The sequence below is a fragment of the Inhella gelatinilytica genome (genome assembly GCF_016093295.1).
Lineage (GTDB): Bacteria > Pseudomonadota > Gammaproteobacteria > Burkholderiales > Burkholderiaceae_C > Inhella > Inhella gelatinilytica.
Window position 1 is genome coordinate 161395 of sequence record NZ_JAEDAL010000003.1, and the last position, 26895, is coordinate 188289.

A 26895-nucleotide genomic window follows, 5' to 3' on the forward strand; every position below is an offset into this window, starting at 1 on the left:
TGCGGCTCGGGTTTGAACGGTCCACGCCCCCCACTGCTGTTGTGAAGTGGGGGGCGTTTTGTTATTCGGACGGCGTGGATGAATTGGGGCGTGCGGTGCACTGAAGCCAGTGCAACAGCACGCCATACAGCGCTTCGGGGTAGACCGGCTTGGAGACGAAATCTGACATGCCGGCGGTTAGGCACCGGTTGCGGTCCTCGACAAAAGCGTTGGCCGTCATGGCAATGATGGGCCAGTCGGCGCTGCGGGGCAGGCTTCGCAGTCTTCGTGTGGCCTCCAATCCATCCATGCGGGGCATCTGCATGTCCATCAGGACCACATCAAAGTCCTGCGCCTGCGCCAATTCGACCGCGGCCGCGCCATCCTCCACGGAGGTCACCACCAGGCCCACATCGTTCAGCAGGGCCTCGGTGATTTCGCGGTTGATCGGCTCATCTTCGGCCAGCAGGACACGGCGGCCTGTGTGCAGCTGGCGGAGTGCCCGCTCGGCTTCGGCCTGCAGCAGTCTGGGCCCCTCGGGGCGCTGCGGGCCAACTTTTTGCAGGCGGGCGGTGAACCAAAAGCGGCTGCCCGCGCCGGGCTGACTCTCCGCGCTGGCATCGCCCCCCATGGCCTGGGCCAGTTTGCGGCAAATCGCCAAGCCCAAGCCAGTACCGCCATATTGCCGCGTGGTGCTGTTGTCCGCTTGCTCAAATGCCACGAAAAGGCGCTGCAGCGTTTCGGGAGCAATGCCGATCCCCGTGTCAGCCACTTCGAAACGCAGCTTCACGTCGGCGTCGCTTTCTTCTTCGACCAGGACGCGCAGCGTGACGCTGCCGCGCTCGGTGAACTTCACGGCGTTCGTGGCGAAATTCAGCAGCGCTTGTTGCAGCCGCAAGGGGTCTCCGAGCAGCCCACTGGCCACTGGGTGAACCTCGGTTTCGATCCGCAACTGCTTGGCCTGGGCGCGCTCCGCGATCATGGACACCACATTGGCCACAAGACTGGAGACTTGAACGGGTTGCTGTTCGAGCACCATCTTGCCCGCTTCGATCTTGGAGAGTTCCAAGATGGCGTTGATGATGCCCAGCAAGTGTTCGCTGGCTTGCGTGAGTCGATTGAGGTGCTCGCCTTGCCGATCATCCAGTTTGCCGCGCCGAATCATCCGGGCCATGCCCATGATGGCGTTCAGGGGCGTGCGAATCTCGTGACTCATGTTGGCCAGAAAGGCGCTCTTGGCCACGTTGGCGGCATCCGCCGCCTCTTTGGCCTCGGTGAGCTCCAGCGTGCGCTCTTCGACCAACTGTTCCAGGTGGTGGCGGTGGCGTTTCAGCTCGGTTTCGATGGCCTTTTGTTCGGTGACATCCTCTTGGAGCAGCACGAGTTCAGTCACCTGACCGTCCGCGTTCTTGCTCGGGTACAAAATGGTGCGCACCAAGAAGGGCCCCAGCTCACAAGTCACCTTGGGGTTGTCGGCGCGGTCGTACTCCATCGTCAAGGGTGCGACGGCATCGCCGCGAAATGCGGCTTTGAGCGCGGGCAGGATGCCCATGCGCCCCAATTGCGCGTCCTCCAAAACGTTGTACGCCGCCAGCGCTTCGAACGGCACGCCCCAGATGCGCTCCCAAGCCGCGTTGACCCGCCGAGTGAAACCGTCCGGGCCCAGGATTTGAATGCCCAGCGGCGACTGGTCCACCAGGGTGCGAAACCGCGCCTCGGACTCGCGCAGCTGGCGGTCAATGATTTTGCGCTCCGTGATGTCTCGCATCACCGCCATCACGTGCGCGCGCCCACTGGCGTGGCTGATGATGTCCGTGCTGATTTCGACCGTGCGGCGCGTACCGTCTTTGCGGGTAATCGTCCACTCTTCGCGCCTTAGGTGGTCGCCGGCGCGCATGCGGTCCATGCGGGCCCGTGCTTTTTCTTGCACGTCGGGGTCAACGTAGACCGTCTGGTACCAGCCAAGGCGGTTGATCTCCTCCAGCGAGTACCCGGTCAGGGCCACCATGGCCGGGTTCCAAAGCAAGAACGCCACAAAGGGTGGGGCCTCAATGGCGTGACAGACTGCTATCCCATCGGCCATGGTGTGAATCAGTGATTCATTGAACGCCAAACTGGACCGCAGTTCGGCGTCGACCCGTAGACGATCACTGACATCTCGGCAGGTGGCAAAGATCGCGGGCCGGCCATTCCAATGGCCGTGCGCAATGCGACTCTCCACCGGAATGCTGCGGCCATTGGCACACAGCAGGGGCACGTCACACTGCTCGCGCTCCCCCCGCACCATTTCTTCAAACCACAGCTGGGTTTCCTGCAAAAACTCGGGTGGGTGCAGCCCCAGAATGGACCGCCCCAGCAAGGCGGACTCGGAGTACCCCAACCGGGTCAAAACCGTTTGGTTGACCTGCAAGATGGTGCCCGCCGGGTCCACGACGAACAAAAAATCTTCACTGGAATCAAAGAACGCGCGGAAGTTGGCTTCGCTGTTGCGAAGAGCCACCTGGGCTTGCTGGTGGGAGGCTGTTTCCTGAACCAGTTGCACGGAATTGGTGGCCAGGTTACTCACCAAGGCCAGGGTGACCTGCACCAGAGACTCGGCGGACTGTTCCCATTGTTGGCGTGCGGCCTGCTGCGCCGCCGGCAAATTCAGTCCCCCCCGCAGAGCTTTCACCAGCAGCGCCATATGGCGGTCCGTCCCCAAGATATGGGCGACCAACCACTGCACCAAGAAGTTCAGCGTTTGGGTGGTGACGTTGGCATCACCGCGCTCCAAGCCGGCATGCAGGGCGGCAATCTGGTCTCGAAATGACTGGTGCGCAGCCTGGTGGCTGAGGTCAAAGGGCAACTCGCCCAAGGCGTCCCGCCAGATGCGCTCTTCGGTCGAGAAGTGTTCTTGCGCGTACTGCTCCAACTGATCCAAAAGGCCACCAAGCGGGGGGATTGCACCTCCCAGGGCAATGGCACGCGCCAACTCGTCCAACATCAACGCCAAGTGCCGATGTTGAGCATCGATCTCGGGCAAGCCCGTCTCGAAGTGCGGATCCCACGGAAAAATGGTGATGTCGGCCATGGTGGGGAAGGGGAGCGAACGGTTGATCTTCGCCGAATCCCCGCGTGGTCGCACGTGAAATGAGGCGCCTCCTCCATTCGCAGGGGCGGACAATGGCCGGCATGAACGCCTCAGTGCTTGTTTTGGGAAGCGTGAATCGCGACCTCATCGCGCATGCCCCGCGCTTACCGCTTCCCGGTGAAACCCTGCGGGGCCATCACTTTGTGTCCAGCTTGGGCGGCAAAGGCGCCAACCAAGCCGTGGCGGCAGCACGGTTGGGGGCCCAGGTTCGCTTAATCGCGCGCGTAGGCCGCCTGGATGGGGGGGAGGAGCTGCTCGCGGCCCTGCGACGGGAAGGCGTCGACGTAACGCGGTGCCAGCAACCCGATGCCGAGTCGCCGGGCGTGGCCCTCATCGTGGTTGGGGCGGATTCGGGGGAAAACCAAATCGTGACCGTGGCAGGGTCCAACGCCACCTTGCGCGCCGAATCTTTGGATTCCCTGCCGCTTTCGGGTGTTCAGTGGTTGGTGGCCCAGCAAGAGTTGCCCATCGAGGCCCTGGACGCGGCGTTTCGGCATGCCCGGGCTGCGGGGGGTCGGGTCCTCCTGAACGCGGCGCCTTTCCGCGAAGAGGCGCGCCGACTGCTGCCCCTGGTGGATGTGCTGGTCGTCAACGAAGGCGAAGCCGCGGCGCTATTGGGCGCGCCGGTCTCGGCCCCAGTTGTGGCGGACGCGGCGGAGCGTTTGCTCGCTCTGGGACCGCGAGCGGTGTTGATTTCCTTGGGCTCCGCGGGGGTGCAGTGGCAGGACGGCAAGCAACGACTGCATCGACCCGCGCGACAGGTGCGCGCTGTGGATACCGTGGGGGCCGGCGACACGTTGGTGGGCGCCCTGGTCACAGCGCTCGGAGAGGGCCATGCGATTGACGCTGCCTTGGATTTTGCGCAGGCGGCCGCCGCGTGGGCGGTTTCTCGGCCCGGCGTACAAGCGGCCATGCCGCGGCGGGCTGAACTGGACGCCTGGCGTGGAGCGGAAGCGTGAGGCTTTGGTTGGACACGGATCCAGGGGTCGATGACGCCCTGGCTTTGGGGTTGATCCGGGCGCGCCCGGAGTTTGAGTTGGTCGGGCTGTCGACGGTTTTCGGCAATGCCAGCGTCGCGCAAACCACCCAAAACGCCCTCCGATTGCTGCAACTTTTGCGGTGTTCTGATATCCCCGTGCACATCGGCGCGGCCCAGCCGCTTCGTGGATCGGCGCGCTATGCCCCTGAGGTCCATGGGGGGGATGGGGTCGGAGGGATCGCCGCACAGTTGCCGTTGTCCCCCGCGGCGCCGCAGACACTACCCGCCGCCGAAGCGCTGGTTGCTGCGAGTTTGCGGTATCCCCGAGAGCTGCACTTGGTGGCTGTAGGGCCCTTCACCAATGTCGCGCAAGCGCTGCGCTTGGACCCGGGCTTGGCTGAACGGGTGGCCAGTTGCACGCTCATGGGGGCTGCGTTTGGGAGCCATGGCTTCACTGGGAATGTCACGCCCTGTGCCGAGGCCAACGCGCACAACGACCCCTGTGCGGCGGATGAGGTGTTCGCCGCACGATGGACGCGCCTGCAGGTGGTGCCCTTGGATGCGACGCAGCGGGTTTGCATCCCGCTGGAGCGTTTGATGCCGCTTCGAGACCGCGGCCCGGTCGGACAACTCCTGTGGCAAGCCATTCAACCCTATGCGGGCTATTACGCGACCCGGGACGGGCACGCCGCGCTGGTGGCCCATGATGCAACTGCCGTGGCAGCATTGCTCATGCCCGAGGTCTTTTCCTGGCGCCAGGGGCCGATTCGGGCCGTTGAGGGCGGACTGGCCCACGGCATGACCGTACAAGACTGGCAGGGACTGGCCCCCAACGACCCGGCGTGGGTCGGCCGCCCGGCGCACGCGGTGGCGCTGGACGCCCAGCCCGAACCGCTGATGAATCTGTGTTTGCAGGCCTGGCTGCAGGCTGATGCGATTGTTAAGGAGACCCTATGAAAAACAAAACCCTACTGTTGCCCCGGTGGCTGTTGAGCATGACGCCCGGTGAGTCGGTGCAGACCGGACAAGCCTTGCTGATTGAGGGCGAGCGAATCGTGGCTGTGGGTGACCGGGAGACGCTGTTGGCTCAGCACGGCGACGCACAGCGGGTGGACTTGCCAGAACATGTGCTGATGCCTGGCCTGATCAACAGCCACACCCACAGCGCCATGAGTTTGTTGCGGGGCGTGGCCGACGACCTGGGCCTGATGGACTGGTTGAACCACCACATCTGGCCGCTGGAGAAGCGGTGGGTCAGTCACGCGTGGACCCGGCTGGGCAGCCTGTTCAGCGCTGCCGAGGCCTTGCGCGGGGGGGTAACCACCTTGAATGACATGTACTTCTTCCCTGAGGCCATGGCCGAGGCCGCACTGCAGGCCGGCATTCGCGCGGCGGTGTCGATCAACGTGATCGACTTCCCCACGGGCTACGCCTCGGGCCCGGACGACTACATTGCCAAAGGAGTGGCGGCCTACGAGAAGTTCAAGGGCGAGAAATTGCTGCAGTTCACCAGCAGTCCGCACGCGCCGTACACCGTCAGTGATGAAACCTTCGTCAAGCTGCGCCAGTTGTCCGAGCAGCACGACATGGTCATGCATTGCCACATTCACGAGACGATGGACGAGGTCAACGGGGGCTTGCAGCAGCACGGCGTGCGCCCCTTGGCCCGCCTGGAAAAGCTGGGCCTCATGAACGAGCGCATGATTGCCGTTCACATGGTCCATTTGACCGACGACGAGATTGCGATGCTGGCCAAGAACCGGGTACACATCGCTCACAACGCCAGCAGCAACCTTAAGCTAGCGAGCGGCATCGCCCGCGTGGCAGACTTGGATGCCGCCGGCGTGAATGTGGCCTTGGGGACTGACGGTGCAGCCAGCAACAACCGGCAGGACATGTTCGAGGAAATCCGCCAGGCCGCGCTGCTGGCCAAGGGCAGCACGGGCCAGCCCACGGTGATCAAGGCCCGTCGCGCCCTGGAAATGGCCACCCTGGGCGGCGCCCGCGCCCTGGGCCGTGAAGCTGACTTGGGCAGTCTGGCCGTGGGCAAGCTCGCCGATGTGATCGCCGTGGACTTGTCGGCGCCCGAGTGCCGGCCGGTCTACCACCCAGATGCGCAACTGGCATATGTAGCAGCGCGCGAGCACGTGACCGATGTGTGGGTGCAAGGCGAGCGCGTGCTGCAAGGGCGTCAGCTCACGCGCTTTGACTTGTCTTCGGTGCTGGCCGAAGTGGAAGACACGGTCGCGCAAATGAAGGCGGGCCAGGCCAGTTGAGTTCCATTCGGGTGGCGAGCTAGGGGCAACCCGTAGAATGCAGCCTCCCTCCCAGCGACCCGACCGCACCTTGGTGTGGCCGGGTCGTTTCACAGGCGCACCTGCATCCGATCCCATGGCATCCTTTGAGCATCTGCACGGTTTCGAGGGTGGCAACGCCCTTTCGGCGTTCCGCACCCAATCGCTTTTGAGCAAATTGCAGGCCGCCGTGCCGCGCATCAAGGGGGTGCAAGCGCGCTTCCATCATTGGGTCGCCAGCGGGCAAGCGCTGTCCGCCGACCAAGTGGACCAACTCGCAGCCCTGCTGCGTTATGGGCCGGATGCGCTTGAGGCCCCAAAGGGGGAGACGGCCCTGGTGGTGGTCACGCCTCGACTCGGCACGGTCAGCCCCTGGGCCTCCAAAGCCACGGACATCGCCCACAACTGCGGCCTTCCGATCGCGCGGGTGGAGCGGGTCACGGTGTACCAGCTGCTGCTGGACAAGCCGTTGTTGGGCAACGCGAAGGCCCTGTCGGAGAGCGAGTGGCAAGCTTGCGCCGCGCTGGTGCATGACCGCATGACCGAATCGGTCCTGAAAGACTTGGCCGACGCCCGCCACCTGTTTGATGAAAAGGCGGCACAGCCGCTGGAGCGGGTCGACGTGTTGGGCCAGGGGCGCGCCGCACTGGAAGCGGCCAATCGGGACTGGGGATTGGCCCTTTCGGGTGATGAGGTCGATTACCTTTTGGACGCCTTCACCAAGCTGGGGCGCAACCCGAGTGATGTCGAGCTGATGATGTTCGCGCAGGCGAACAGCGAACACTGCCGCCACAAGATCTTTAACGCCAAGTTCATCGTGGACGGTGCGGAGCAAGCGCACTCTCTGTTCGGGATGATCCGCAACACCGAGAAGCTCAACCCACAGCGCTCCATCGTGGCCTACGCCGACAACGCGGCCATCATGGAAGGCCATGCCATTCAGCGCTGGTTCCCTGGGGCTGATGGGACCTATCAGCTCCGGCCGGAACAGGCTGAAGTGCTGATGAAGGTGGAAACCCACAACCACCCGACGGCGATCTCGCCGTTTTCTGGGGCGGCCACTGGGGCGGGCGGCGAGATTCGTGACGAGGGCGCCACGGGCCGCGGGGCGCGCCCCAAGGCCGGCCTGACCGGCTTCACCGTCAGCCATTTGCGCCTGCCGGGTTTGCCGGAAAGTTGGGAATCGCCGGAAAGCAAACCGGCGCACATTGCCAGCCCGCTGCAGATCATGATTGAAGGCCCCATTGGCGGGGCTGCATTCAACAATGAGTTCGGTCGACCCAACCTGCTGGGCTACTTCCGTGCCTACGAGCAAGAGGTTGCTGGCGTTCAACGCGGCTACCACAAGCCCATCATGATCGCGGGTGGCCTGGGCGCGATTCGGTCGGATCTCACCAAGAAGATTGAATTCCCTGCGGGCACCCTGTTGATTCAGCTTGGCGGCCCTGGCATGCGCATTGGCATGGGCGGCGGCGCGGCCAGTTCCATGGCGGCTGGCGTGAACAGTGCGGAGTTGGATTTCGACTCGGTTCAGCGCGGCAACCCGGAAATTCAGCGCCGGGCCCAAGAGGTCATCAATCGCTGCTGGCAGCTGGGTGCGGACAACCCAATTCTTGCCATCCACGACGTGGGCGCCGGGGGCATTTCCAATGCCTTTCCTGAGTTGGTGAACGATGCGGGAAAGGGCGCGCGGTTTGACTTGCGTGCCGTACCGTTGGAAGAAAGCGGGTTGGCCCCCAAGGAGATTTGGTGCAACGAAAGCCAGGAGCGTTACGTCTTGGCGATCGCGCCGGAGTCGCTGCCGCAGTTTCAGGCGTTTGCGGAGCGCGAGCGCTGCCCGTTTGCCGTCGTGGGGCGCGTGACGCAGGAGAAGCAGCTCCATCTGGACGATCCGCTGCACCCAGAGGCCAAGCCCATCGACATGCCCATGGAGGTTCTCCTCGGTAAGCCCCCCAAGATGACCCGCGATGTGACGCGGGTGGTCCGCGATGGAGGACGGTTCGAGGCCGATGGCATTGAGTTGGAGCCCGCGGCCCGTGCAGTGCTGCGCCACCCCTCCGTGGCCAGCAAACGTTTCCTCATCACCATCGGTGACCGCAGCGTGGGGGGGTTGACCCATCGCGATCAGATGGTGGGGCCGTGGCAGGTGCCGGTGGCGGACTGTGCTGTCACCCTGGCGGATTACACCGGGCTGGCCGGTGAGGCCATGGCCATGGGCGAACGGACGCCGCTCGCCGCAGTGGACGGTCCAGCCTCAGGCCGCATGGCGGTTGGGGAGGCGATCACCAACCTGTTGGCAGCGCCCATCGAACTTCCGCATGTCAAGTTGTCTGCCAACTGGATGGCCGCCTGCGGTGAGGTCGGGGAGGACGCCGCGCTCTTCGATACCGTCCGGGCGGTGGGTATGGAGCTCTGCCCCCAGTTGGGGGTGGGCATTCCGGTGGGCAAAGATTCGCTCTCGATGCGCACGAAGTGGAGTGAGGCCGGCCAAACGCATCAAGTAACGGCGCCGGTGTCGCTCATCGTGACGGCCTTTGCCAGCCTGCCCACGGTTGCGGGGACCCTGACGCCGGAGTTGAGCCCCGAAGGGGACTCCGTGCTCATTGCCATCGATTTGGGTCGGGGTCGGGGCCGGATGGGCGGCTCGATCTTGGCGCAAACGACGCGCCAGTTTGGCGGTGCGGTGCCGGACCTGGATGACGCATCCCTGCTGGTTGGGTTGGTTCAGGCCGTCAATGAGCTGCGGTCCAAAAACCAAGTTCTGGCGTATCACGACCGCGGCGATGGGGGGCTCTGGGCGACCGTGTGCGAAATGGCCTTTGCCAGCCGCTTGGGCTTGCAACTCAATGTGGACATGCTGTTGACCGAGGGCAACGGCGTGGATGACAGCCGCATGGACGGCGGTGACGCCAAGAATTGGGCGGGGCAAGTGAGCGGCCGCCGTCACGAGCAAACGTTGCGGGCGCTGTTCAACGAAGAGTTGGGCGCCGTCATTCAGGTGCCGGCCAGCGAGCGGGATGCGGCCTTCGCCGTGCTGCGTCGCCACGGGTTGGCGGCCCATGCCCATGTCATCGGCAAGCCCTCCGCGGACGGCCAAATCAGCGTTTGGCGCGATACCCGCTGCATTCTGAAACTGTCGCTGGCCGATGCGCTGCGGGAATGGGAGCAGGTCAGCCGCGAAATTGCGATGTTGCGGGACAACCCGAGCTGTGCCGTTTCCGAGTTTGCTGTGGCCACGGATGCCACGGCGCCCGGGCTCCACGTGGCGCTCAGCTTTGACCCCACTGAGGATGTGGCCGCAGCTTTTGCGACCGCGTCGCGTCCGCGGGTCGCCATCCTGCGCGAGCAAGGGGTGAATTCTCACTTAGAAATGGCGTTTGCGATGCATGAGGCCGGGTTCGAACCGGTGGACGTGCACATGAGCGATTTGCAGGCTGGGCGTCACCTGTTGAAAGAGTTCCGGGGCTTTGTCGCCTGCGGCGGCTTCTCGTACGGTGACACGCTTGGTGCCGGAGAGGGCTGGGCGCGTTCAATCTTGTTCAATACGGATCTGAAGGCGCAGTTCGAACAGTTCTTTGCTCGGCGCGACACATTTGCCCTGGGGGTGTGCAATGGCTGCCAAATGTTGGCGGCCTTGGCCCCAATGATTCCGGGGGCCGACGCTTGGCCCAAGTTTGTCCGCAATGCGTCGGAGCAGTTTGAAGCGCGCTTGTCCATGGTGGAGGTGCTGGATTCACCGTCGATCTTCTTCCAAGGCATGGCCGGGAGCCGCATGCCCATTGCGGTGGCCCACGGGGAAGGGCGTGCGGATTTCACCGTCCAAGGCGCCGCGCAACGAGTGCTTCCCAGCATGCGATTTGTGGACGGGGCTGGGCACGCGACCGAAGTCTATCCATTGAATCCCAATGGCAGCGTTGGCGGCCTGACCGCGGTGACGACGGCGGATGGGCGCTTCACGGCCATGATGCCGCACCCGGAGCGCGTGTTCCGCAATGCCCAACTGAGCTGGCGGGGTGCGGCGGAACTCGACGCCGCCTCGCCTTGGCTGCGGATGTTCCGCAACGCGCGCATTTGGTGTCGCTGACGCACCTCGGAAGCCGGTCCATCGGTCCCCCGCCTCGTGCGGGCGCCACCTCCGGCCCGTCCGAGCCGGTTTCGCGGGGGCGGTTTCGGGGCAACGGTACGTTGCGCGCCGCGCCCATCCATCCTCAGCCAGCGCGCATGGCGCCGGCGACCTCACGCTGCTGAGGCGCGACCAGAGGCAAGCGGAAGCGGAAGCAGCTCCCCTGACCGGGCTCGGATTTGAGCTCGACATGGCCGCCCAGCACGCCCGTGGCGATGTTGTAGACGATGTTGAGCCCGAGACCGGTGCCGCCCTGTCCAATCTTGGTGGTGAAGAACGGGTCAAAGGCGCGGCGGCGCACCTCCTCGGACATCCCCACGCCGTTGTCCTGCACCTGCAGCTCAAACCATCCGGGATCGAGCAGGCGGGCACTCAGCCACAAGCGGGGGCGCTCGACGCCTTCAAAGGCGTGCAGGTTGGCGTTCAGGATCAGATTGGTCAGCAATTGCCCCAGCGCACCCGGATAGGCATCCAGTTCCTGGCCCAGGTCGATGTCCACGGCCAGCTCGATGCGGGAGTGTTTGAGCTGGGGGCGCAGGACGGACAGCACGTCGTCGACCACGCCCTGCAACGCGAAGCGGCGTCGTTGCTCGCTGGTTTGGTCGGCCGACACTTGTTTGAAGTGCGAGACCAAGTCCGCCGCGTTGCGCAGGCCATTCAGCAGCAGGCGGCAAGCTTCCGTGGCGTCACCGAGGTAGCGGCTGAGATCGGACTTGCGCAGCGTGCCGGCCTCGAAGTGGCGCACCGTGTCACGGGTTCGGTCATCGAGCGTTGAGGCTGCGGTCATGCCCGTGCCGATGGGGGTGTTGAGTTCGTGGGCGACGCCCGCCACCAGCGAGCCCAGGGCGGCCATCTTTTCGGAACGGATCAACTCGTCTTGCGTGTGCTGCAGGCTGGTCAGGGCGGAGCTCAGGGCTGTGGTGCGTTCCTGCACGCGCCGCTCCAGGTCGGTGTTCAGTGACTTCAGTGCGGCCTCGGCTTGTAGCCGTTGGCTGATGTCCACCACCACCACCAGGAAGCCGATGTCGGCGCCGTGGGCGTCATGCAGTCGGGTGAGCGTGTGGGAGACCTGAATGGGGGCGCCGGTGTCGATCCGGTGGTAGGTCCAGACGCGATGATGGCCGCCATCCAGACCGTCGGCCTGCCGTTCAAAGACCTCCCAGCGGGGTACAGGGCGATTGAGGACTGCGGACAGGCGTTCGGCTTCCGCCTGAACCTCCGCTTGGGGATGGAAGCGGCGGGACTGGGTTCCCAGGACCTGGCTGGCCTTGCAGCCGAGGATCTGCTCGGCACCCGGGCTGAAGAGATTGATGCGCCCCTTCAAGTCCGTGCTGATGAAGCCCACCTGGACCGCGGAGTCGAACATGGCTTGCAGCAATTGGGCGCCCTGGCGCTTGGCCGCTTCTGCTGCATGCTGCGCCGTCAGATCGACGGCGATGCCCAAGAAACCGGTCACGCAACCGTCCGCCGCCCGCACCTTGCTGATGGACAGCGAAACCGTGAGCTCCCGGCCTTCGCGCGTGCACATGGTCCAGGTCTGGGTGTCGCTGCCCTGAACTTGCGCCCATGCGGTGAAGGCATCGTGCTGGGTGATTTCCCGCCCCAGGATGACGGTCAATTCCGCCGCCCGCTGGGCGACTTCTTCGGGCTTGAAGAAGGTCTGGGGGTTGCGTCCGATGACCTCGGCGGCCGACCAGCCCAGCAGCCGTTCGGCCCCTCGATTGAAGACCGTGATTCGGTCCTCGGTGTCAGTGGCAATGATGGCCACGTCCACTGCGGCGTCAAACAATTCTTGCAAACGATCCCGGGCCTCGGCCAGTGCCGCCTCGGTCTTGCGGATGGCTGTCATGTCGCGGCCGGTGCCGCGGTAGCCGACAAAGCGATTGCTGTTGTCGTAGACCGGCGATCCGGAGATGGAGACGTACAACACATCGTCGTTGGGGCCCCGCATCCGGTATTCAAAGTCCCGAAAGGCTTCGCGGCGCGCGTACACCGCCTTGTGGGCCTCCCAATCCACCCCCGGTAGAGCCAAAGTGCTGTCCCACCGGTGTTGACCAATGACCTGCTGCAGCGAACTCATGGAGTCCGAAAGGCCTTGGGAAACAAACGTGAAGCGTCCTTCGGCATCTTGCTCCCAGAGCCAATCGCTCGACAAGGCGACCAAGCCTTCAAAACGGGCCCGGGCCGCTTCGACTTCTGCCAGGGCGGCACGTCGCTTTTCCGACTCGTCGGCCAGTGCCTGGTTGCGTGCCACCAACTGCAGACGGCGCCGGCTCAGCGCCAGACTCATCAGCGTGAGCAAGAGCCCGCCCCCCAAGGCCCCCACAACGGTCCAGTCTGTCCAGGCGCTCACATGGCGCCATCCCAGCTTGGGCTCACCCAGGAGGACCCATTCCGCACCGGGTAAGCGGATCGTCAGTTGTTCGGCTTCTGGGCTGAGCGTTCCACCGTGCGTCCAAATGGGATCACCGACGGCTTGGGTGAGCGTGCGGGTGAAGACGCCCAACCGCAGCTCGTTGGTATCCAGGCGCGCCTGCGTCATGAACCGCTCCACATCGGCCACCAAGGACACCGAACCCCAGTAGCTCGGCCGCTCAGACGTGCCCAAAAAAATGGGGTTCCGCTGAATGATGCCGTGCCCGCCTTGAATCAACTTGACCGGCGCGAAGATGAGCGGTTGGCCGCTTGCCCGGATCTTCTCCAACTGCTGCCATTGCGCGGGCACCTTGCGGTAATCCAGCCCCAGCGCTTTCTCATTGCCCTCTAAGGGGTGCACCATCTGGATCACATCGCCGGGCGCCACCACGACGTTGCGTAGTTGGGGGCGGTCTGCCTGCATCACCTCCACATAGCGGGCAAAGCGCTCGGACGTGATGCCGCCGTCGGTTCGGACCACCGAGGCCAGGCCCGCTGACAAATTGAACGTGGACTCCGCCACGATGGCCAATCGGCTTTGAGCCGCGGCCAGAGCCTGCCGCACTTCCAGGCGCTCCGCGTGGTCGAGCTGCTGGCGCCGGGCGTCGTGGACCGCCAGCCCGGCCACGCCGCTCATGAGCGCGACCAGGGCGCTGGGCCAATAGGAAAGCCAACGACGAAGGAGGGCCGGCACTGCCATGATGGCCCCACGCTAGCACGGTCGGGCGCGACCGGCGAGTCGGGCTTGACCCAGGAGCGCTCAGTTCGCGAAGACCACCTGCGTTGCGCGAAAAATCAGTCGCCTGCGCGCAACTGCACCCCGACCTGGCGGCGTCGCCCGTCGCGTTCCACGGTGAGGCGAACCTGATCCCCCGCCTGGCGTTTTTCCAGTTCGTTCAGCAGGTCGTCGAAGTCTGCGACGGGGGTGTCGTTCACCGCCGTGATGACGTCGCCCGCTTCAATCTGACCGTTGCGGTTTTGGCTGAAGGGCCGCAACCCAGCTCGGGCCGCTGGCCCTTGTGCCGTCACGCCCACGAGCGCGACCCCTTTGGGCAAGCCCATGCGCCGGCGCAAGGTGGCGGTCCACCGTTCATCCAGGGGCGTAATGCCCAGGACCGGGCGCACGAAGCGACCATCCCGAATCAGCCGGGGGACGATGCGGTTGACTTCATCCACGGGAATGGCAAAGCCAATCCCGGCGCTGGCGCCACTGGGGCTGTAAATGGCCGTATTCACTCCGATCAGACGCCCTGCCGAATCCAACAGGGGCCCCCCCGAGTTTCCCGGATTGATCGCCGCATCGGTCTGGATCGCGCCCCGAATGCTGCGCCGGGTCACCGATTCGATCTCGCGATTGAGGGCGGAAACTATTCCGGTGGTCAGGGTGAAGTCCAGTCCAAATGGGTTGCCAATGGCATACACCTTTTGACCCACTTGCAGGTCCCGGCTGGTGCCGATGGGAATGGGCGGATGTTTGCTGGCGGGCCAATCGACTTTGAGGACGGCGAGATCGCGGTCCGGGAAAGCTCCCACCACCCGCGCCGCCCACTCACTCTGGTCGGCCAGCGTGACCTTGACCCCTTCCGCGTTTTGGACAACGTGGAAATTGGTGACGATGTGCCCACTCTCATCCCAAACAAATCCCGAACCGGTTCCTTGGGGAACTTCCCGCACGGGGTTGGAGAAGAAGTCCCGCTGAACGGCGGTTGTCGTGATGTGGACGACCGACGGGGATACCGTCTTAAAAACACGGATGTGATTGAGCTCGTCGGCCTCAAAAGCCCCCCGCTGCAAGACGGGCCGGGGTTGGGCGTCGGGTTTGGTCTGGGCCCAGGTGGGCCAAAGCCAAGCGGCACCCACCAGGGCGGCAGCACTCAAACCGAGGGCGGTGAGGCGAGCTGAATGGGAAGGGGCGGTCATGGGCATGCAATTGAGGCCGGGAGGCGGGTTTTCAAGCGGCTCCCAAGAACCACTTGATCAGCCCCTTGAGGGCAAAACCCAAGAGACCAAAACCCAGGGCCAAGAACAGCACAAAGGTTCCAAATTTCCCGGCTTTGGATTCGCGTGCCAACTGGGCAATGATGAACACCATGTAAAGCATGAAGGCTCCGACCCCAAAGGTCAGGCCAAACTGGGCGATTTGTTCTTCGGTGAAGCCCCCCATTTAGCGCCGCTCCTCCAGGGCCGAGGCGTCCACCAGATCGGCATAGGCATGCCAGCTGGCATGGGCCAGCCAGGGGCCGATCACGATCAAGCCCGCCAGCAGCGTCGCCATGCCCAGCAAGCTGAGCAGGACCAGGGTGCCGGCCCAGAGCGTCAGGGTGCCCGGAGCGGCCAACACCACGCGCCAGCTGGTGAGGACTGCGGCCCAGAGGCCCACACGGCGATCCAGCAGGAGCGGGATGGAAATCACGCTACTGGCATACACCGGCGCGGCAAGCAGCGCGCCCATCATCATCCACAGTTCCAGCAAGAACCCCTCTGGCGCCAAGACCACGATGCGGACGAAGTCGGCGGGTGTTTGAATGGGCGCCGGGGACAGGACCGTGAATAGCGCGGCCGACGTTAGCACCCACCCCGTGCCGGCCAGGGACAGCAAGAGGCCAAAACCAATCAACACGGGTTTGTTGGGTTTCCACAAAGCCAGTGCCATGCTCAAACCCGTCGGCTGACCGCGGGAGCGGGCCCGGCTGATCGCATAAAGCCCCGTTGCGGCAATGGGGGCGACCAGCAAGAACCCAGTAAAAGCCCCCGCCAGCATCCAAAACTGGTGATGGGCGACGGCCAACAAGAGCCAGCCGAAGATGGCCATGAGCGCACCATGGAACAAACCGGTCACGGGATAGGCGCAGAAATCCAACCACCCGCGACCCAGCCAGTGGCGGATCTGTGCGGGGTGCGCAGGGCGCAAGCGAATGTCCAGGGATTGGGCCAGGGCAGGGCTCATGGGCTGAGTAAATCCAGGGGCTGAAGGGGATCCTGCAAGGGGTTGAAGCCCACTTGCACCGGCAAGATCCGGCAGGGGCCGGGTAGCAGCGTGTCGTCCTGGGACAGCTCGTCGCAGAGCGCCTGCGCGCGCAGGCGGTCCAATCCGGGCAAATCCAGCACCAAGACATAGGCTCGGAGCCACAGAAACTCGGGCAGGACTTTGCGGGCGAGCCACGCCCGTTCAATGGCGGGCTGCCGACGCAGGGTGAGGAGCAGCCTGTCTTGTTCCAGCTTGCTGAGGTCGGGCGGGCCACTGTGTGTCAGAGGTTCGCCGTCCTGCAACTGCGTGTCGATTCGCAAGTGTTCGGCCTGCACCGTGGCTTGCAGATTGCGCCAATGACGGAGTGCATCGACATCCCGGACGGGGTTTTCCAGCGCGTCCACCATGCGTGCCGCCGCCCATCCTTTGTCGGTCGGGCTGATCTCGAACAAGCGGGTGGTGAGGGCGAGGCTTTGCGGCCGGTCCAAGGCTTCCAAGGCCTCCGCCAAGCCCTTGAGGGCCGCTGCATGTTGGGGGCGCTGGGCCAAAGCTGCCATGAGCGGCCCCCGAACATCGGCCTTGGGATCGAGTCCGAGCGTGAGTCGGGTCCATTCCGTCAACTCGTCGGCGCTTTGGGCGGCGTGTGACCAATGCGACTGTTGTTCGCGCCATCGCAACAGGGTGCCGCGATAGGCTTGCCAGCGCTGGGCGTTTTGCTGACCCCACTCCCGATCAAAAGCCTCGATCGCACGCTGCAGGCTGGCCTCCTCAATGAGCTTGCTGGCAGCCGACTGTGAGTGCGCCGGGAGCGAGCGCTGGGCATGGGGGTCCAGGCTTTGAAGGCGGGTGCGAAGACTGGGCTGCGGATCGGCCTCCGTTTCGTCTCGGCGCCACAGCGCGGCCAGGGTCTGGCGGGCGAACACGGGTGGCAGGGGTTCGATGAGCTTGCGCTTGAGGGCTCGATGGGGACCCTTGGGCGTCTCATGCCGCTGGGCGCGCAGCCACAGCCAGGGCCAAAATGCCTGGTCCATCCAGGCTTTTTTGAGCGCCGCCTCCTTGAGCGCGGCCTCCCAGATGTCGGGGCCCACCCGCTTCGCGACGAGTCGGTCCGCCATGAGCACCTCGTATCGCACCAGTGGCTGGGTTCTGGCCAAAAAACGCGGCGCCAGCCACGCGTAAAAGTGGCGCGTGGGCTGTGCAATCCATCGGCGGTCATGGGCCAGCTGCTCGGCCACCCGTTGCACCAGTTCGCGCTGCAGCACCATGCGAGCGGTGAAGCGTTCGGGCCGACGCCGCAACCGGCACACGGCCAGGCCCACCAAGGCCAGCAGACGGCGGCGTTCCAAGGCCATCAACAGCGGCAGCCCAATCAGCAGGGTGTGGCGTCGCGAACCCAGCAGGCCCCAGCGGCGGCGTTGCACCAGGCGGACCTCAAACTCGGTGCTGAGGTGAACCTCGTTCAGCGGCTCAGACAGAAAAAACTGCTGCAGCCGATCCAGACCTTCAAACAGCCCGGGCGCGGCTTCTCGCGCCAGCACCAGGCCCTCCGGCTTGGGCAACCGAACGCCCAGCGGCACCAGTGCGGCGAGCAACGTGACGGTGCCGGCCAGGGCCGCGCCGATCGCGAACAAGAGGCTCAGGACGTCGGAGGCCCCGGAGATCAACCCCGAAAACCCCCAACCCAGGAGGATCGCGCCCCCCGCGAGACCCGCCCCCATGACCGCATGCGGGAGGGCGGCCCAAAGCGCGGTTTCCCGACTGAAGTGATCGGGTTGGGCCCGGTAGGCCGCTTCGCTGCGACGAACCTGATCTTGAAAAGTTGAGAGTTCCACGGGCGTGTGGGTTCGAGCAAACCGTCAATGTAGCAAGGGCACAATGCCCATCCCCATGCAAACCACAACTCGTTACGAACGCTTGGATGCCTTGCGAGGGCTGTGGATGCTCTGGATGGTGGCGTTTCACTTCGCTTTTGACTTGGCTCACCTGGGCCTGATTACGGCCAATTTCTATGCCGACCCGGTGTGGACGGGCCAGCGCACCCTGATCTTGTCCGGTTTTTTGGTGATCGCTGGCGTGAGTCAAGGTGTGGGGCAGCCCCAAGGACCGCGGTTTTGGCGCCGTTGGGCCCAGGTGGCGGGCGCGGCAACGCTGGTGAGCTTGGGATCGGCTTGGATGTTTCCTCGCTCCTGGATTAGCTTTGGCGTTCTGCACGCGGTGGCGGTGATGCTGCCGCTGGTTCGATGGGGGCTGCTGAAGTTACCCTCGGGTGCGCTGTTGATGGGCGCGGTCGTCGCCGTGGCGCTGCCGTGGTGGGTCGCGCATCCCGTGTTTAACAGCCGCTGGTTGAACCCCTTGGGGTTGGTGACGCACAAGCCCATCACGGAGGACTATGTGCCGCTCCTGCCCTGGGTGGCACCGGTCTTGGTGGGGTTGGCTTTGGCACGCGCACCGGTGTTTTTGCGGGCGATCCGAGGGCGAGCGCCCGCGGCCCTGGTCAAATGCGGCCAATGGCCGCTTTCGGTCTACTTGTTGCACCAGCCCCTGCTGCTGGGCTTGATTTATCTCTACCTGATGGCGACGCGTTCATGACCGATTCCCCTCGCAAGGTGTTGTACGGCTTTCATGCGCTGTCCACCCGACTCAAGATTGCGCCGGAAACCATTGAACTGGTTTTGTTCGATGCCAGCCGTCGCGATGCGCGCATGAAGGGCTTATTGGCGCGGGCGACCGACGCTGGGCTCAAAGTCGTGGAGACGGAACCGCTGCAGCTGGATCGATTGGCCCGCACCGATCGCCATCAAGGCGTGGTGGCCAAGGTTGAGCCGCTCAAGCAGCAGCACTCCCTGGACGATTTGCTGGACGAGGTTTCCGCGCGTGGCGAGAAGCCCTTGCTCCTGGTGTTGGATGGGGTGACTGACCCCCACAACCTGGGGGCCTGTCTGCGCGTGGCGGATGGCGCGGGGGCCCACGCCGTGATCGCGCCACGGGATCAAGCTGTGGGGCTCAATGCCACGGTTGCCAAGGTCGCCAGTGGTGCTTCGGAGTCCGTGCCGTACTTGATGGTGACCAATTTGGCGCGCACGCTGAACGAGCTGAAAGAGCGTGACATCGTGTGCGTGGGGACCTCCGATCAAGCCGAGGGCTCCATCTACCAGTGCGATGCCGTGTCCGGGCAGGGGGGGGGTGTCGCGTGGGTCTTGGGCGCCGAGGGCAAGGGCCTGCGTCAGCTCACCCAAAAGACCTGTGACCGCCTGGTGTCCATTCCGATGCGAGGTGCGGTTGAAAGCTTGAATGTGTCGGTGGCGGCCGGCATTTGCCTTTACGAAACCCTGCGCCAACGGGAGCTCTGAACCATGTCCGTCATTGCCGTTAAACATCCTTTGGTCCAGCACAAGGTGGGCCTGTTGCGGGAAGCCGAGATCTCGACCAAGAAGTTTCGGGAGTTGACCCAGGAGGTGGCCCGACTGCTCGCGTATGAGGCCACGGCCGATTTCCCGACTGAAACGGTCACCCTGCAGTGCTGGAGTGGGCCGACCGACGTGCAGCAAATCGCAGGCAAGAAAGTGACGGTGGTGCCTATCTTGCGCGCGGGCCTGGGGATGCTGGATGGGGTGCTCGACATCTTGCCCAATGCCAAGGTGTCGGTGGTTGGTTTGGCTCGCGATCACGAAACCCTGAAACCCGTGAACTACTTCGATCGATTTGTCGGGGATTTGGAGGCCCGGACCGCCCTGATCATCGACCCGATGTTGGCAACGGCGGGTTCCATGATTGCGACCATCGACCTGCTTAAGCAGCGGGGGTGCCGAGACATCCGCGCGTTGGTGTTGGTGGCTGCGCCGGAGGGTGTGGCAGCCTTACAAAAGGCCCACCCGGAGGTGCGCTGCTGGGCGGCGGCCATTGACAGCCACCTGAATGAGCAGGGCTACATCATTCCGGGCCTGGGGGACGCCGGGGACAAGATCTTCGGCACCAAGGAATGAAGCTCGGAGCACCGCATCGGCGGTGGATCCGGCGAATTGCGTTGGGATTCGCTGCCCTGGTGGTGGGGCTGGCCGGGGTGGCTTACCTCGCGCTGCGGGCCAGTTTGCCGGTTCTGGATGGGGCGCAAACGCATGCGCCCCTGCAGGCTGCCGTGGCGGTGGAGCGCGACGTCCGTGGAACGGTGACCGTACGCGCTCAAAACCGGATCGATGCCGCCTATGCCATGGGTGTGGCGCATGCTCAGGATCGCTTCTTCCAAATGGACTTGATGCGCCGTGCCGCGGCGGGCGAGGTGGCCGCGCTGATGGGCGCGCCGGGGCTGAAGATCGATCGGGCGACGCGACCGCACGATTTCCGGCAGCGCGCGGAGGCCGCATGGAGCACGCTTCCGAGCCCGCAGCAAGCGCTCATACGCGCGTACACCCAGGGGGTCAATGCGGGGCTCGCCGGTCTTGGGGCGAGACCTCCGGAGTATTGGTTGCTGCGCCAAAGGCCTCAGCCCTGGCGCGAGGTGGACAGTCTCTTGACGGTCTACGCGATGTACCTGAATTTGCAAGCCGAACAACTCAACACCCACCGGGGCCGCCTTCAGTTGCGGGCTGCCGTGGGGGATGACGTTGCGGACTTCCTGCTGGCCCGCAGCGTCCCGCAGTGGGATGCAACACTCGATGGCCAATCGATCGAGGCGCCCAAATCCATTCCGGCGCCGCCCGCTGGGTGGGGTCACGGGGGGCGACAGGTTCGCGTCGACGAGCTCCCCGCGTTCGGCAGCAACGCCTGGGCGGTGGCTGGCCGCCGGGCCCCTCATGGTGCTGGACTGGTGGCGAACGACATGCACCTCAAGCTCGGACTGCCCAACACCTGGGTGCGCATGGCCGTCCGGTGGACGGATGCACGGGGCCGCCCAGCCCAGTGGGTGGGGGTGACCCTGCCGGGGGTACCGGGCTTGGTGGTTGGCAGTACCGGTCAGGTCGCTTGGGGCTTTACCAACAGCTATGTGGCTTCGCACGAGTGGACGAAATTGCAACCCGACTCGGGCGGGCAGTGGCGGGGCCCTCAGGATCAGCGGGCGCGCCTGACGATGCGAACGCATCGCCTCGATGTGGCAGGCTCGGGGCCCGAAGAGCTTCAGGTGGAATGGTCGCCGTGGGGGCGTATCGAACGGGTCAACGGGCAAACCTATGCGGTGCAATGGACCGCCTATCGCCCTGACGCGGTCAACTTTGGCCTGTTCGAGTTGGAGGAGGCCACCAGCGTCCAGGATGCCCTGCAGTTGGCCCAGCGCGTGGGAATCCCCACGCAAAACCAAATCGTTGTCGACCGTCATGGCGCTTTGGCCTGGACGTTGGCGGGCCCCCTGCGGGAGGGCATCGACCGCCCCGTCGTCCGCGATCCGGATCTGGGGCAGTTGTGGAGCGCCAATCACTTGCATTTGGGGGGAGCGGCTGGCGTCATGCTGGGGGATGGCGGCTATGCCGGCCCCGGACGCGCGGCGCGCATCCGCGATCAGCTGGCACAACTCACCGCACCGGACGAAGCCCAGGTCATTGCCATCGCGCTAGATGCCGAAGCTCCCTTGCTGGGGCGCTGGCGAGCCTTGGTGACCCAGCACCTGGATGCGGTCGCTTTGCGTGACCATCCGGGGCGCGTCGCCTATCGGGAGGCTCTCAATGGCCCCCTTCGTGCGTCGGCGGATTCCGTGACGTACACGCTCTTGCGTGGTTTTCGAGCGGCGGCGCTGGCCAGTTTCAATGCCGCCCTGGTGGCCAGCCATCCCGGCCAGAGCAAGGACCTGAATCTCGCCAGTTTGAGCGCGCGTTGGGACGAACCCGTGACACGACTCCTGCAGGAGGATCCCGTCGCCTGGCGCTGGGCGGATCAGGGGGATGGGCCCTTGGACGCTCGCACTCGGGTTCTACGGTGGGTGGATGCCGAGATTGAACGCCTGACAAAGGCCCATGGAAGCTTGGCCCAGGCTCGATGGGGGAGCACCGACACCATTCAAGTGCGGCACCCTTTGAGCCCAGCATTGCCGGCTTGGTTGGCCTCCTTTTTGGATGCCCCGCCGCAGCCCCTGGTGGGAGACACCCTCACGCCGCGCGCCCAGGCCCGGACCTTCGGCGCCAGCGAACGTCTGGCGGTGTCACCGGGGCGCGAGGCGCAAGGACTCTTTTCCATGCCGGGTGGCCCCAGCGGGCACTTTTTGTCGCCTTACTACCTCAGCGACCACGCGGATTGGGCGCAGGGGCAGTTTGGGCCGCTTTTGCCGGGTGCCCCCCAGCACCGATTGATGCTTAGACCCAGCCCAACACCCCGGCCGTAGCCCCGAGCGTCAGCCAAATCAAGGGTGGCCAGCGCTTGCGAGCGCTGCCCACCGCGATGAGCCCCACCAGGCCCCACGCCACGCCACCGGCCTCGGCGTAGGGCTGAATCAGCACCCAGGCCCCGGACAGGGTCAGCCCCATCACCAGCGGGCCACAGCCCTCCTGGAAGGCCCGCAAGCCCGCATGACCCGGGTGGGCCTCCGCCCAGCGACTAAAGCGCCACACCACCCAGGTTGAGGGCAACAAGATGCCACCGAGGCAGGCGAAAAGCCCCCAGGGGCCCGCCGCCATCCAACCCAAGACGCCAACGACCATGACATTGGGGCCCGGGGCCGCTTGGCCCAGGGCCACGGCCTGCGCAAACTCGGTGTCGGTCAGCCAACCTCGCTGGGCGACCAAGAGTCGATGCGAATCCGCCAAGATGGCATTGACGCCGCCCAGCGACAGCAGCGAGAGCAGGGCGAAATCGGCGGATAGCGCCAGCAACTCGGTGGGCGAGACCATCATGGGGCTTCGTCCGGTTGGCGCAATTGGCGCCATGCCCTCGCCATGCCCATGCCCCCCACGGTGAGGATCACCCACACCAAGGGCCATTTGGCCAAGGCGCTCAGCCCCAGGCTCAACGCCGCGAGCCCCAGTGCAAGCTTGGGCCCCAAGGGCGACTGCCGAAGCGGTTTGACCAGTTTCCAGCAGGTGCCCAGCAACAGCCCACCCGCCGCCAGCCCCATGCCCCGCAGGGCATTGGCCACTTCGGGCCGGTGCAGGTGGCTGAGCGTGAGGGCAGTTAAGCCGATCACCAAGGTTCCGGGGACCAGAAACATTCCTGCCAACACCGCCACCCCCCCTCGCCAGCCGAAGTGGCGTTGGCCCAGCATCAAACAGAGGTTGACGATGTTGGGCCCGGGAAGCACTTGGGCGGCCGCCAGCAGGTTCATGAACTCCGACTCGGTGAGCCACGCTTCGCGTTCGACCAGTTCATGGTGGGCGACGGCCAGAATGCCGCCAAAGCCTTGCAGGGCCAGGCGATTGCAGACCCAGGCCAAATGGCCCGGCGATCGGGGGCCGCGGGCTGGGCTCACCGCTGAACCTGTAAGGCCTCAGGATTCACGAGGTTCTTGGGCTCGCCGCGCAGGAAGCCCAGCACGTTGTCAAAGGCAGCGCGGAAGTACTGCTCGTAGCTGGCCTGCTCCACGTACCCGAGATGGGGGGTGCAGACCGTGTTTTCGAGCCGCAAGAGCTGGTGGCCCTGCAGGATGGGTTCGCTCTCGAAAACGTCGATGGCAGCCATGCCGGGTCGCCCTTTGTTCAGGGCCCCAACCAACGTGTCGGGGCACAACAACTCCGCGCGGGACGTGTTCACGAACAGGGCGGTGGGCTTCATCAAGGCCAGGTCTTCGGCCGTGATGAGATTGCGCGTGGCGTCCACCAAGCGCAAGTGAACACTGAGCACGTCACTGGTCGAAAAAAAGGCTTCCCGGGTTTCTGCCACGTCGTACCCATCGGCCAGGGCCTTGAGCCGGGAGGCTTCGCTGCCCCAAATCTGAACCCGCATGCCAAAGGCGCGTCCGTAGCCGGCGACGAGCTGGCCGATGCGTCCGTAGCCCCAGACCCCCAAGGTCTTGCCGGCCAATTGAAAGCCTATTCCGAAGTTGGGCGGCATGGAGGCCGCCTTGAGTCCGCTTTGCTGCCACACCCCGTGTTTGAGGTTGCTGATGTACTGAGGCAGGCGCCGCATCGCGGCCATGATCAAGGCCCAGGTCAGTTCCGCCGGCGCAACAGGCGACCCCCCCCCTTCGGCCACGGCGATTCCCAGTTGCGAGCAAGCAGCGAGATCAATATGGCTGCCCACGCGTCCGGTTTGACTGATTAATTTCAGACGCGGCAACTTTTCCAGCAGCGCCCGGGGAAAGGCCGTGCGCTCGCGGATGGCCACGATGACGTCCGCATCGCGCAAGCGAACGGCCAATTGCCCCACGCCCTTGACCGTATTGGTGAATACCTTGGCTTGAATACCCTCGGCGTCTAACAGCGCAGCGCACGGCAATTTGCGCACCGCGTCCTGATAGTCGTCGAGGATGATGATGTTCATGGCGGCCGGCATTGTGGCTTGCGCCGGGGCGGGCGGAACCTGGGGATTGCCTAGCACAATGCCTTATTTCTTACCGCAAGGGGGCGCGTCGTGCAGGTCTTGGTCACCGGAGGGGCGGGGTACATCGGCTCGCACACCTGCGTGCAATTGCTGGAGCAAGGTCACGACGTCGTGGTCTTGGACAACTACAGCAACAGCAAACCCAGTGTTCTGCAGCGAATTGGCGAGTTGGCAGGCCGGTGTGTGGCCGCGGAGCGCGGGGATGTGCGCGATGGCGCTGTGTTGGCCCGGGTGCTCACGGAGCACCGGGTTGAGGCCGTTTTGCACTTCGCGGGCCTCAAGGCGGTGGGTGAGTCGGTGACCGATCCGCTGCGGTATTACGACCACAACGTCCAGGGTAGCCTGAGTGTTCTGAGGGCCATGCAGCAAGTGGGCGTCCCCACTTTGGTTTTCAGCAGTTCAGCGACGGTCTATGCGCCATCCGAGGTGATGCCGCTGTCGGAATCCGCAGCGCTGGGGCCGGTGAACCCCTATGGTCGGAGCAAGCGGATGGTGGAGCAGGTCATGGAAGACGTGGCGCGCGCGCCGAACACCACGTTGAGTTTGTGCGCGCTGCGCTATTTCAATCCGGTCGGCGCCCACCCCAGTGGCCGTTTGGGCGAGGACCCTCAGGGCATCCCGAACAACCTGATGCCTTTCGTGGCCCAGGTGGCGGTCGGACGCCGGCCAACCCTCCAGGTCTTTGGGAACGATTACCCGACCCCCGATGGCACGGGCGTGCGCGACTATTTGCACGTTCAAGACTTGGCGGCAGGGCATGTGGCCGCCCTGAATTGGATGCACGGACGGTCCGGGTTCCATGTGTTCAATTTGGGGACGGGCCAAGGGCAATCCGTTTTGCAGGTGTTGCGGGCCTTTGAAGCCGCTTGTGGAAGGGACTTGCCCCACGAAGTGGCCGCGCGTCGTGATGGGGACCTGGCGTATTACTGGGCGGATGCGCGCAAGGCCCGCGAGGTCCTCGGATGGCAAGCCCAGCTCAGCTTGGCGCAGATGTGTGAAGACACGTGGCGCTGGCAATCGAAGAATCCGCAGGGCTACGACGACGGGGAGGGCACCTCATGAATGCGGTACTCGCGCTGGACCAAGGAACCACCAGTTCTCGGGCCTTGATTTTTGATGGGCGAGGGCGTGTCGTCGCGCAATCGCAGCAGGCGTTTGAACAGCACTTTCCAGCGCCCGGTTGGGTCGAGCACGATCCGCAGGCGTTGTGGGCGACGCAGTTCGAGACAGCGCGCCATGCCTTGCAAGCGAGCGGGTTCTCGTCCAGCCACATCGCGGCGCTCGGATTGACCAATCAGCGGGAAACCGTGGTGCTGTGGGACCGCGCATCGGGTCAGGCCCTTACCCGGGCCGTGGTTTGGCAGGATCGCCGCACGGCGGACCTGTGCCAAAGACTTCGAGACGAGGGCCATGAGGAGGAAGTGCGGCAGCGCACGGGCTTGACGCTGGATCCCTATTTTTCGGCAACCAAGATTGCTTGGTGGCTGGATCGTCATCCGGAGTGGCGGTCCCGGGCCGAGCGCGGCGAATTGGCGGTGGGTACGGTCGACACCTGGCTGCTTTGGAAGTTGACCGAAGGGCGGGTTCACGCGACGGATGTCACCAACGCCAGTCGCACCCTGCTGATGAATCTGCAGACCGGTCAGTGGGATGTCGATCTGCTGAGCTTATTTGGCATCCCGCCGGCACTGCTGCCCGAAATTCACCCGTCGGCGAGTGATTTTGGGACGACGCGCTTGTTCGGCGGTTCGATTCGAATCGGCGGGGTGGCGGGGGATCAGCAGGCGGCGCTTTTTGGGCAAGGGTGTGTGGCGCCCGGGCAAGCCAAGAACACCTATGGCACCGGCTGTTTCATGCTCATGCACACAGGGGCCATGGCCCTGAAATCCAAGCATGGCTTGCTGACCACACGGGCCTGTCAAGTGGACGCTCAGGCGCAATTTGCGTTGGAGGGCAGTGTGTTCATGGGCGGCGCGACGGTTCAGTGGCTGCGCGATGGACTCAAGATGTTTCAAAGCAGTTCCGAGGTGGAGGCCTTGGCCCGATCCGTGCCCGACAGTGGGGGCGTGGTGGTGGTGCCTGCCTTCACGGGATTGGGGGCGCCCTACTGGAACGCGGAGGCTCGGGGGGCAATCCTGGGCCTGAGCCGCGGCAGCACGCAGGCCCACATCGCACGGGCTGCGCTGGAAGCCATCACCTACCAATGTGCTGACGTTTTGCAGGCCATGGTCCAGGACGCATCAGGCAGCGAGTTGCAACTCAGTGAGCTGCGGGTGGATGGGGGCGCGAGCGCCAATGACGCCTTGATGCAGTGGCAGGCGGATGTGCTGGGCGTGCCGGTGCTGCGCCCCCCACTGTTGGAAAGCACCGCCTTGGGGGCCGCGTCGCTGGCTGCCCGCATGGCGGGCGTTGAACTCCAGGTCGAGGCGCAAGAGGGGCGCCACTTCAGGCCATCCCTCAGTCCAAATGAGATCGAGAGTCGTATGACACGGTGGCACGACGCCGTGAGGCGCGTGCTCTAAACACTGCGCCCTGGCGAACCGGACGCAG

The 26895-nt window shown here is 64.7% G+C and carries 19 protein-coding genes; 10 read left to right on the plus strand and 9 right to left on the minus strand.

The genetic code is table 11. From position 1 onward, the window contains the following. Positions 1-61: 61 nt before the first annotated feature. Complete coding sequence (locus I7X43_RS08680; RefSeq protein WP_198100540.1) at positions 62-3049, minus strand: bacteriohemerythrin; 2988 nt, start codon at positions 3047-3049, stop codon at positions 62-64. Between the two features lie 101 nt (positions 3050-3150). Between I7X43_RS08680 and I7X43_RS08685 the strand changes: the two genes are divergently transcribed. The 4 genes from I7X43_RS08685 to purL all read left to right on the plus strand — a co-directional run bounded on the left by I7X43_RS08685 (position 3151) and on the right by purL (position 10466). Then, on the plus strand, positions 3151-4068 hold the full coding sequence (locus I7X43_RS08685) for a ribokinase (RefSeq protein ID WP_246480284.1): 918 nt from the start codon (positions 3151-3153) through the stop codon (positions 4066-4068). Then, positions 4065-5045: a nucleoside hydrolase gene (locus I7X43_RS08690; RefSeq protein ID WP_198100542.1), complete on the plus strand. Its 981-nt coding sequence runs from the start codon at positions 4065-4067 to the stop codon at positions 5043-5045. The genes I7X43_RS08685 and I7X43_RS08690 overlap by 4 nt, the downstream gene beginning before the upstream one ends. Continuing rightward, complete coding sequence (locus I7X43_RS08695; RefSeq protein WP_198100543.1) at positions 5042-6364, plus strand: TRZ/ATZ family hydrolase; 1323 nt, start codon at positions 5042-5044, stop codon at positions 6362-6364. Before I7X43_RS08690 ends, I7X43_RS08695 begins: the two co-directional genes overlap by 4 nt. A gap of 115 nt (positions 6365-6479) precedes the next feature. After that, positions 6480-10466: a phosphoribosylformylglycinamidine synthase gene (purL, locus tag I7X43_RS08700; protein ID WP_198100544.1), complete on the plus strand. Its 3987-nt coding sequence runs from the start codon at positions 6480-6482 to the stop codon at positions 10464-10466. A gap of 124 nt (positions 10467-10590) precedes the next feature. On the opposite strand, the gene I7X43_RS08705 is transcribed toward purL, so the two are convergent. The 5 genes from I7X43_RS08705 to I7X43_RS08725 form a co-directional block, all read right to left on the minus strand. Then, on the minus strand, positions 10591-13620 hold the full coding sequence (locus I7X43_RS08705) for a PAS domain S-box protein (protein ID WP_198100545.1): 3030 nt from the start codon (positions 13618-13620) through the stop codon (positions 10591-10593). 95 nt (positions 13621-13715) lie between these two features. Next, a complete protein-coding gene (locus I7X43_RS08710) occupies positions 13716-14840 on the minus strand; it encodes a S1C family serine protease (RefSeq protein WP_198100546.1) in 1125 nt (374 codons plus the stop codon). A 31-nt stretch (positions 14841-14871) separates the two neighbouring features. Next, a complete protein-coding gene (locus I7X43_RS08715) occupies positions 14872-15084 on the minus strand; it encodes a DUF2788 domain-containing protein (RefSeq protein ID WP_198100547.1) in 213 nt (70 codons plus the stop codon). Continuing rightward, entirely contained in the window at positions 15085-15867 is a 783-nt protein-coding gene (locus I7X43_RS08720; RefSeq protein WP_198100548.1) for a DUF2189 domain-containing protein, read from the minus strand. Next, positions 15864-17720, minus strand: coding sequence for a M48 family metalloprotease (locus I7X43_RS08725; RefSeq protein WP_198100549.1), 1857 nt, complete (start codon positions 17718-17720; stop codon positions 15864-15866). The genes I7X43_RS08720 and I7X43_RS08725 overlap by 4 nt, the downstream gene beginning before the upstream one ends. 55 nt (positions 17721-17775) lie before the next feature. Here I7X43_RS08725 and I7X43_RS08730 point away from each other — a divergent pair, with 55 nt between their 5' ends. The 4 genes from I7X43_RS08730 to I7X43_RS08745 are packed head-to-tail and all read left to right on the plus strand — an operon-like array spanning position 17776 to position 22195. Further along, entirely contained in the window at positions 17776-18477 is a 702-nt protein-coding gene (locus tag I7X43_RS08730; protein ID WP_198100550.1) for a heparan-alpha-glucosaminide N-acetyltransferase, read from the plus strand. After that, positions 18474-19238 carry a 23S rRNA (guanosine(2251)-2'-O)-methyltransferase RlmB gene (gene rlmB / locus I7X43_RS08735; RefSeq protein ID WP_198100551.1) on the plus strand — a complete coding sequence of 255 codons (765 nt, stop codon included), beginning with the start codon at positions 18474-18476 and terminating at the stop codon, positions 19236-19238. The genes I7X43_RS08730 and rlmB overlap by 4 nt, the downstream gene beginning before the upstream one ends. A 3-nt stretch (positions 19239-19241) precedes the next feature. Beyond that, entirely contained in the window at positions 19242-19871 is a 630-nt protein-coding gene (gene upp, locus I7X43_RS08740) for a uracil phosphoribosyltransferase (protein WP_198100552.1), read from the plus strand. A gap of 41 nt (positions 19872-19912) precedes the next feature. Then, positions 19913-22195, plus strand: coding sequence for a penicillin acylase family protein (locus I7X43_RS08745; protein ID WP_198100553.1), 2283 nt, complete (start codon positions 19913-19915; stop codon positions 22193-22195). Here I7X43_RS08745 and I7X43_RS08750 read toward each other — a convergent pair. Genes I7X43_RS08750 through I7X43_RS08760 form a run of 3 tightly spaced genes read right to left on the minus strand, consistent with a single transcriptional unit; the run spans position 22167 to position 24285 of the window. Then, positions 22167-22703 (minus strand): chromate transporter, encoded by a 537-nt coding sequence (locus tag I7X43_RS08750; RefSeq protein WP_198100554.1) that lies wholly within the window; start codon positions 22701-22703, stop codon positions 22167-22169. The genes I7X43_RS08745 and I7X43_RS08750 overlap by 29 nt on opposite strands. Then, on the minus strand, positions 22700-23275 hold the full coding sequence (locus I7X43_RS08755) for a chromate transporter (protein WP_198100555.1): 576 nt from the start codon (positions 23273-23275) through the stop codon (positions 22700-22702). The genes I7X43_RS08750 and I7X43_RS08755 overlap by 4 nt, the downstream gene beginning before the upstream one ends. After that, entirely contained in the window at positions 23272-24285 is a 1014-nt protein-coding gene (locus tag I7X43_RS08760; protein WP_198100556.1) for a D-2-hydroxyacid dehydrogenase family protein, read from the minus strand. The genes I7X43_RS08755 and I7X43_RS08760 overlap by 4 nt, the downstream gene beginning before the upstream one ends. Before the next feature lie 90 nt (positions 24286-24375). Between I7X43_RS08760 and galE the strand changes: the two genes are divergently transcribed. Further along, a complete protein-coding gene (gene galE, locus I7X43_RS08765; RefSeq protein ID WP_198100557.1) occupies positions 24376-25407 on the plus strand; it encodes a UDP-glucose 4-epimerase GalE in 1032 nt (343 codons plus the stop codon). Beyond that, complete coding sequence (gene glpK / locus I7X43_RS08770; RefSeq protein WP_198100558.1) at positions 25404-26867, plus strand: glycerol kinase GlpK; 1464 nt, start codon at positions 25404-25406, stop codon at positions 26865-26867. The genes galE and glpK overlap by 4 nt, the downstream gene beginning before the upstream one ends. Positions 26868-26895 lie beyond the last annotated feature (28 nt).

What these genes read in the sequence shown, in the direction of transcription:
- I7X43_RS08680 (WP_198100540.1), bottom strand. Translation starts at nt 3,049, where the DNA reads ATGGCCGACATCACCATTTTTCCGTGGGATCCGCACTTCGAGACGGGC.
- I7X43_RS08685 (WP_246480284.1), top strand. Translation starts at nt 3,151, where the DNA reads ATGAACGCCTCAGTGCTTGTTTTGGGAAGCGTGAATCGCGACCTCATC.
- I7X43_RS08695 (WP_198100543.1), top strand. Translation starts at nt 5,042, where the DNA reads ATGAAAAACAAAACCCTACTGTTGCCCCGGTGGCTGTTGAGCATGACG.
- purL (WP_198100544.1), top strand. Translation starts at nt 6,480, where the DNA reads ATGGCATCCTTTGAGCATCTGCACGGTTTCGAGGGTGGCAACGCCCTT.
- I7X43_RS08705 (WP_198100545.1), bottom strand. Translation starts at nt 13,620, where the DNA reads ATGGCAGTGCCGGCCCTCCTTCGTCGTTGGCTTTCCTATTGGCCCAGC.
- I7X43_RS08710 (WP_198100546.1), bottom strand. Translation starts at nt 14,840, where the DNA reads ATGACCGCCCCTTCCCATTCAGCTCGCCTCACCGCCCTCGGTTTGAGT.
- I7X43_RS08715 (WP_198100547.1), bottom strand. Translation starts at nt 15,084, where the DNA reads ATGGGGGGCTTCACCGAAGAACAAATCGCCCAGTTTGGCCTGACCTTT.
- I7X43_RS08720 (WP_198100548.1), bottom strand. Translation starts at nt 15,867, where the DNA reads ATGAGCCCTGCCCTGGCCCAATCCCTGGACATTCGCTTGCGCCCTGCG.
- I7X43_RS08730 (WP_198100550.1), top strand. Translation starts at nt 17,776, where the DNA reads ATGCAAACCACAACTCGTTACGAACGCTTGGATGCCTTGCGAGGGCTG.
- rlmB (WP_198100551.1), top strand. Translation starts at nt 18,474, where the DNA reads ATGACCGATTCCCCTCGCAAGGTGTTGTACGGCTTTCATGCGCTGTCC.
- upp (WP_198100552.1), top strand. Translation starts at nt 19,242, where the DNA reads ATGTCCGTCATTGCCGTTAAACATCCTTTGGTCCAGCACAAGGTGGGC.
- I7X43_RS08750 (WP_198100554.1), bottom strand. Translation starts at nt 22,703, where the DNA reads ATGATGGTCTCGCCCACCGAGTTGCTGGCGCTATCCGCCGATTTCGCC.
- I7X43_RS08760 (WP_198100556.1), bottom strand. Translation starts at nt 24,285, where the DNA reads ATGAACATCATCATCCTCGACGACTATCAGGACGCGGTGCGCAAATTG.
- glpK (WP_198100558.1), top strand. Translation starts at nt 25,404, where the DNA reads ATGAATGCGGTACTCGCGCTGGACCAAGGAACCACCAGTTCTCGGGCC.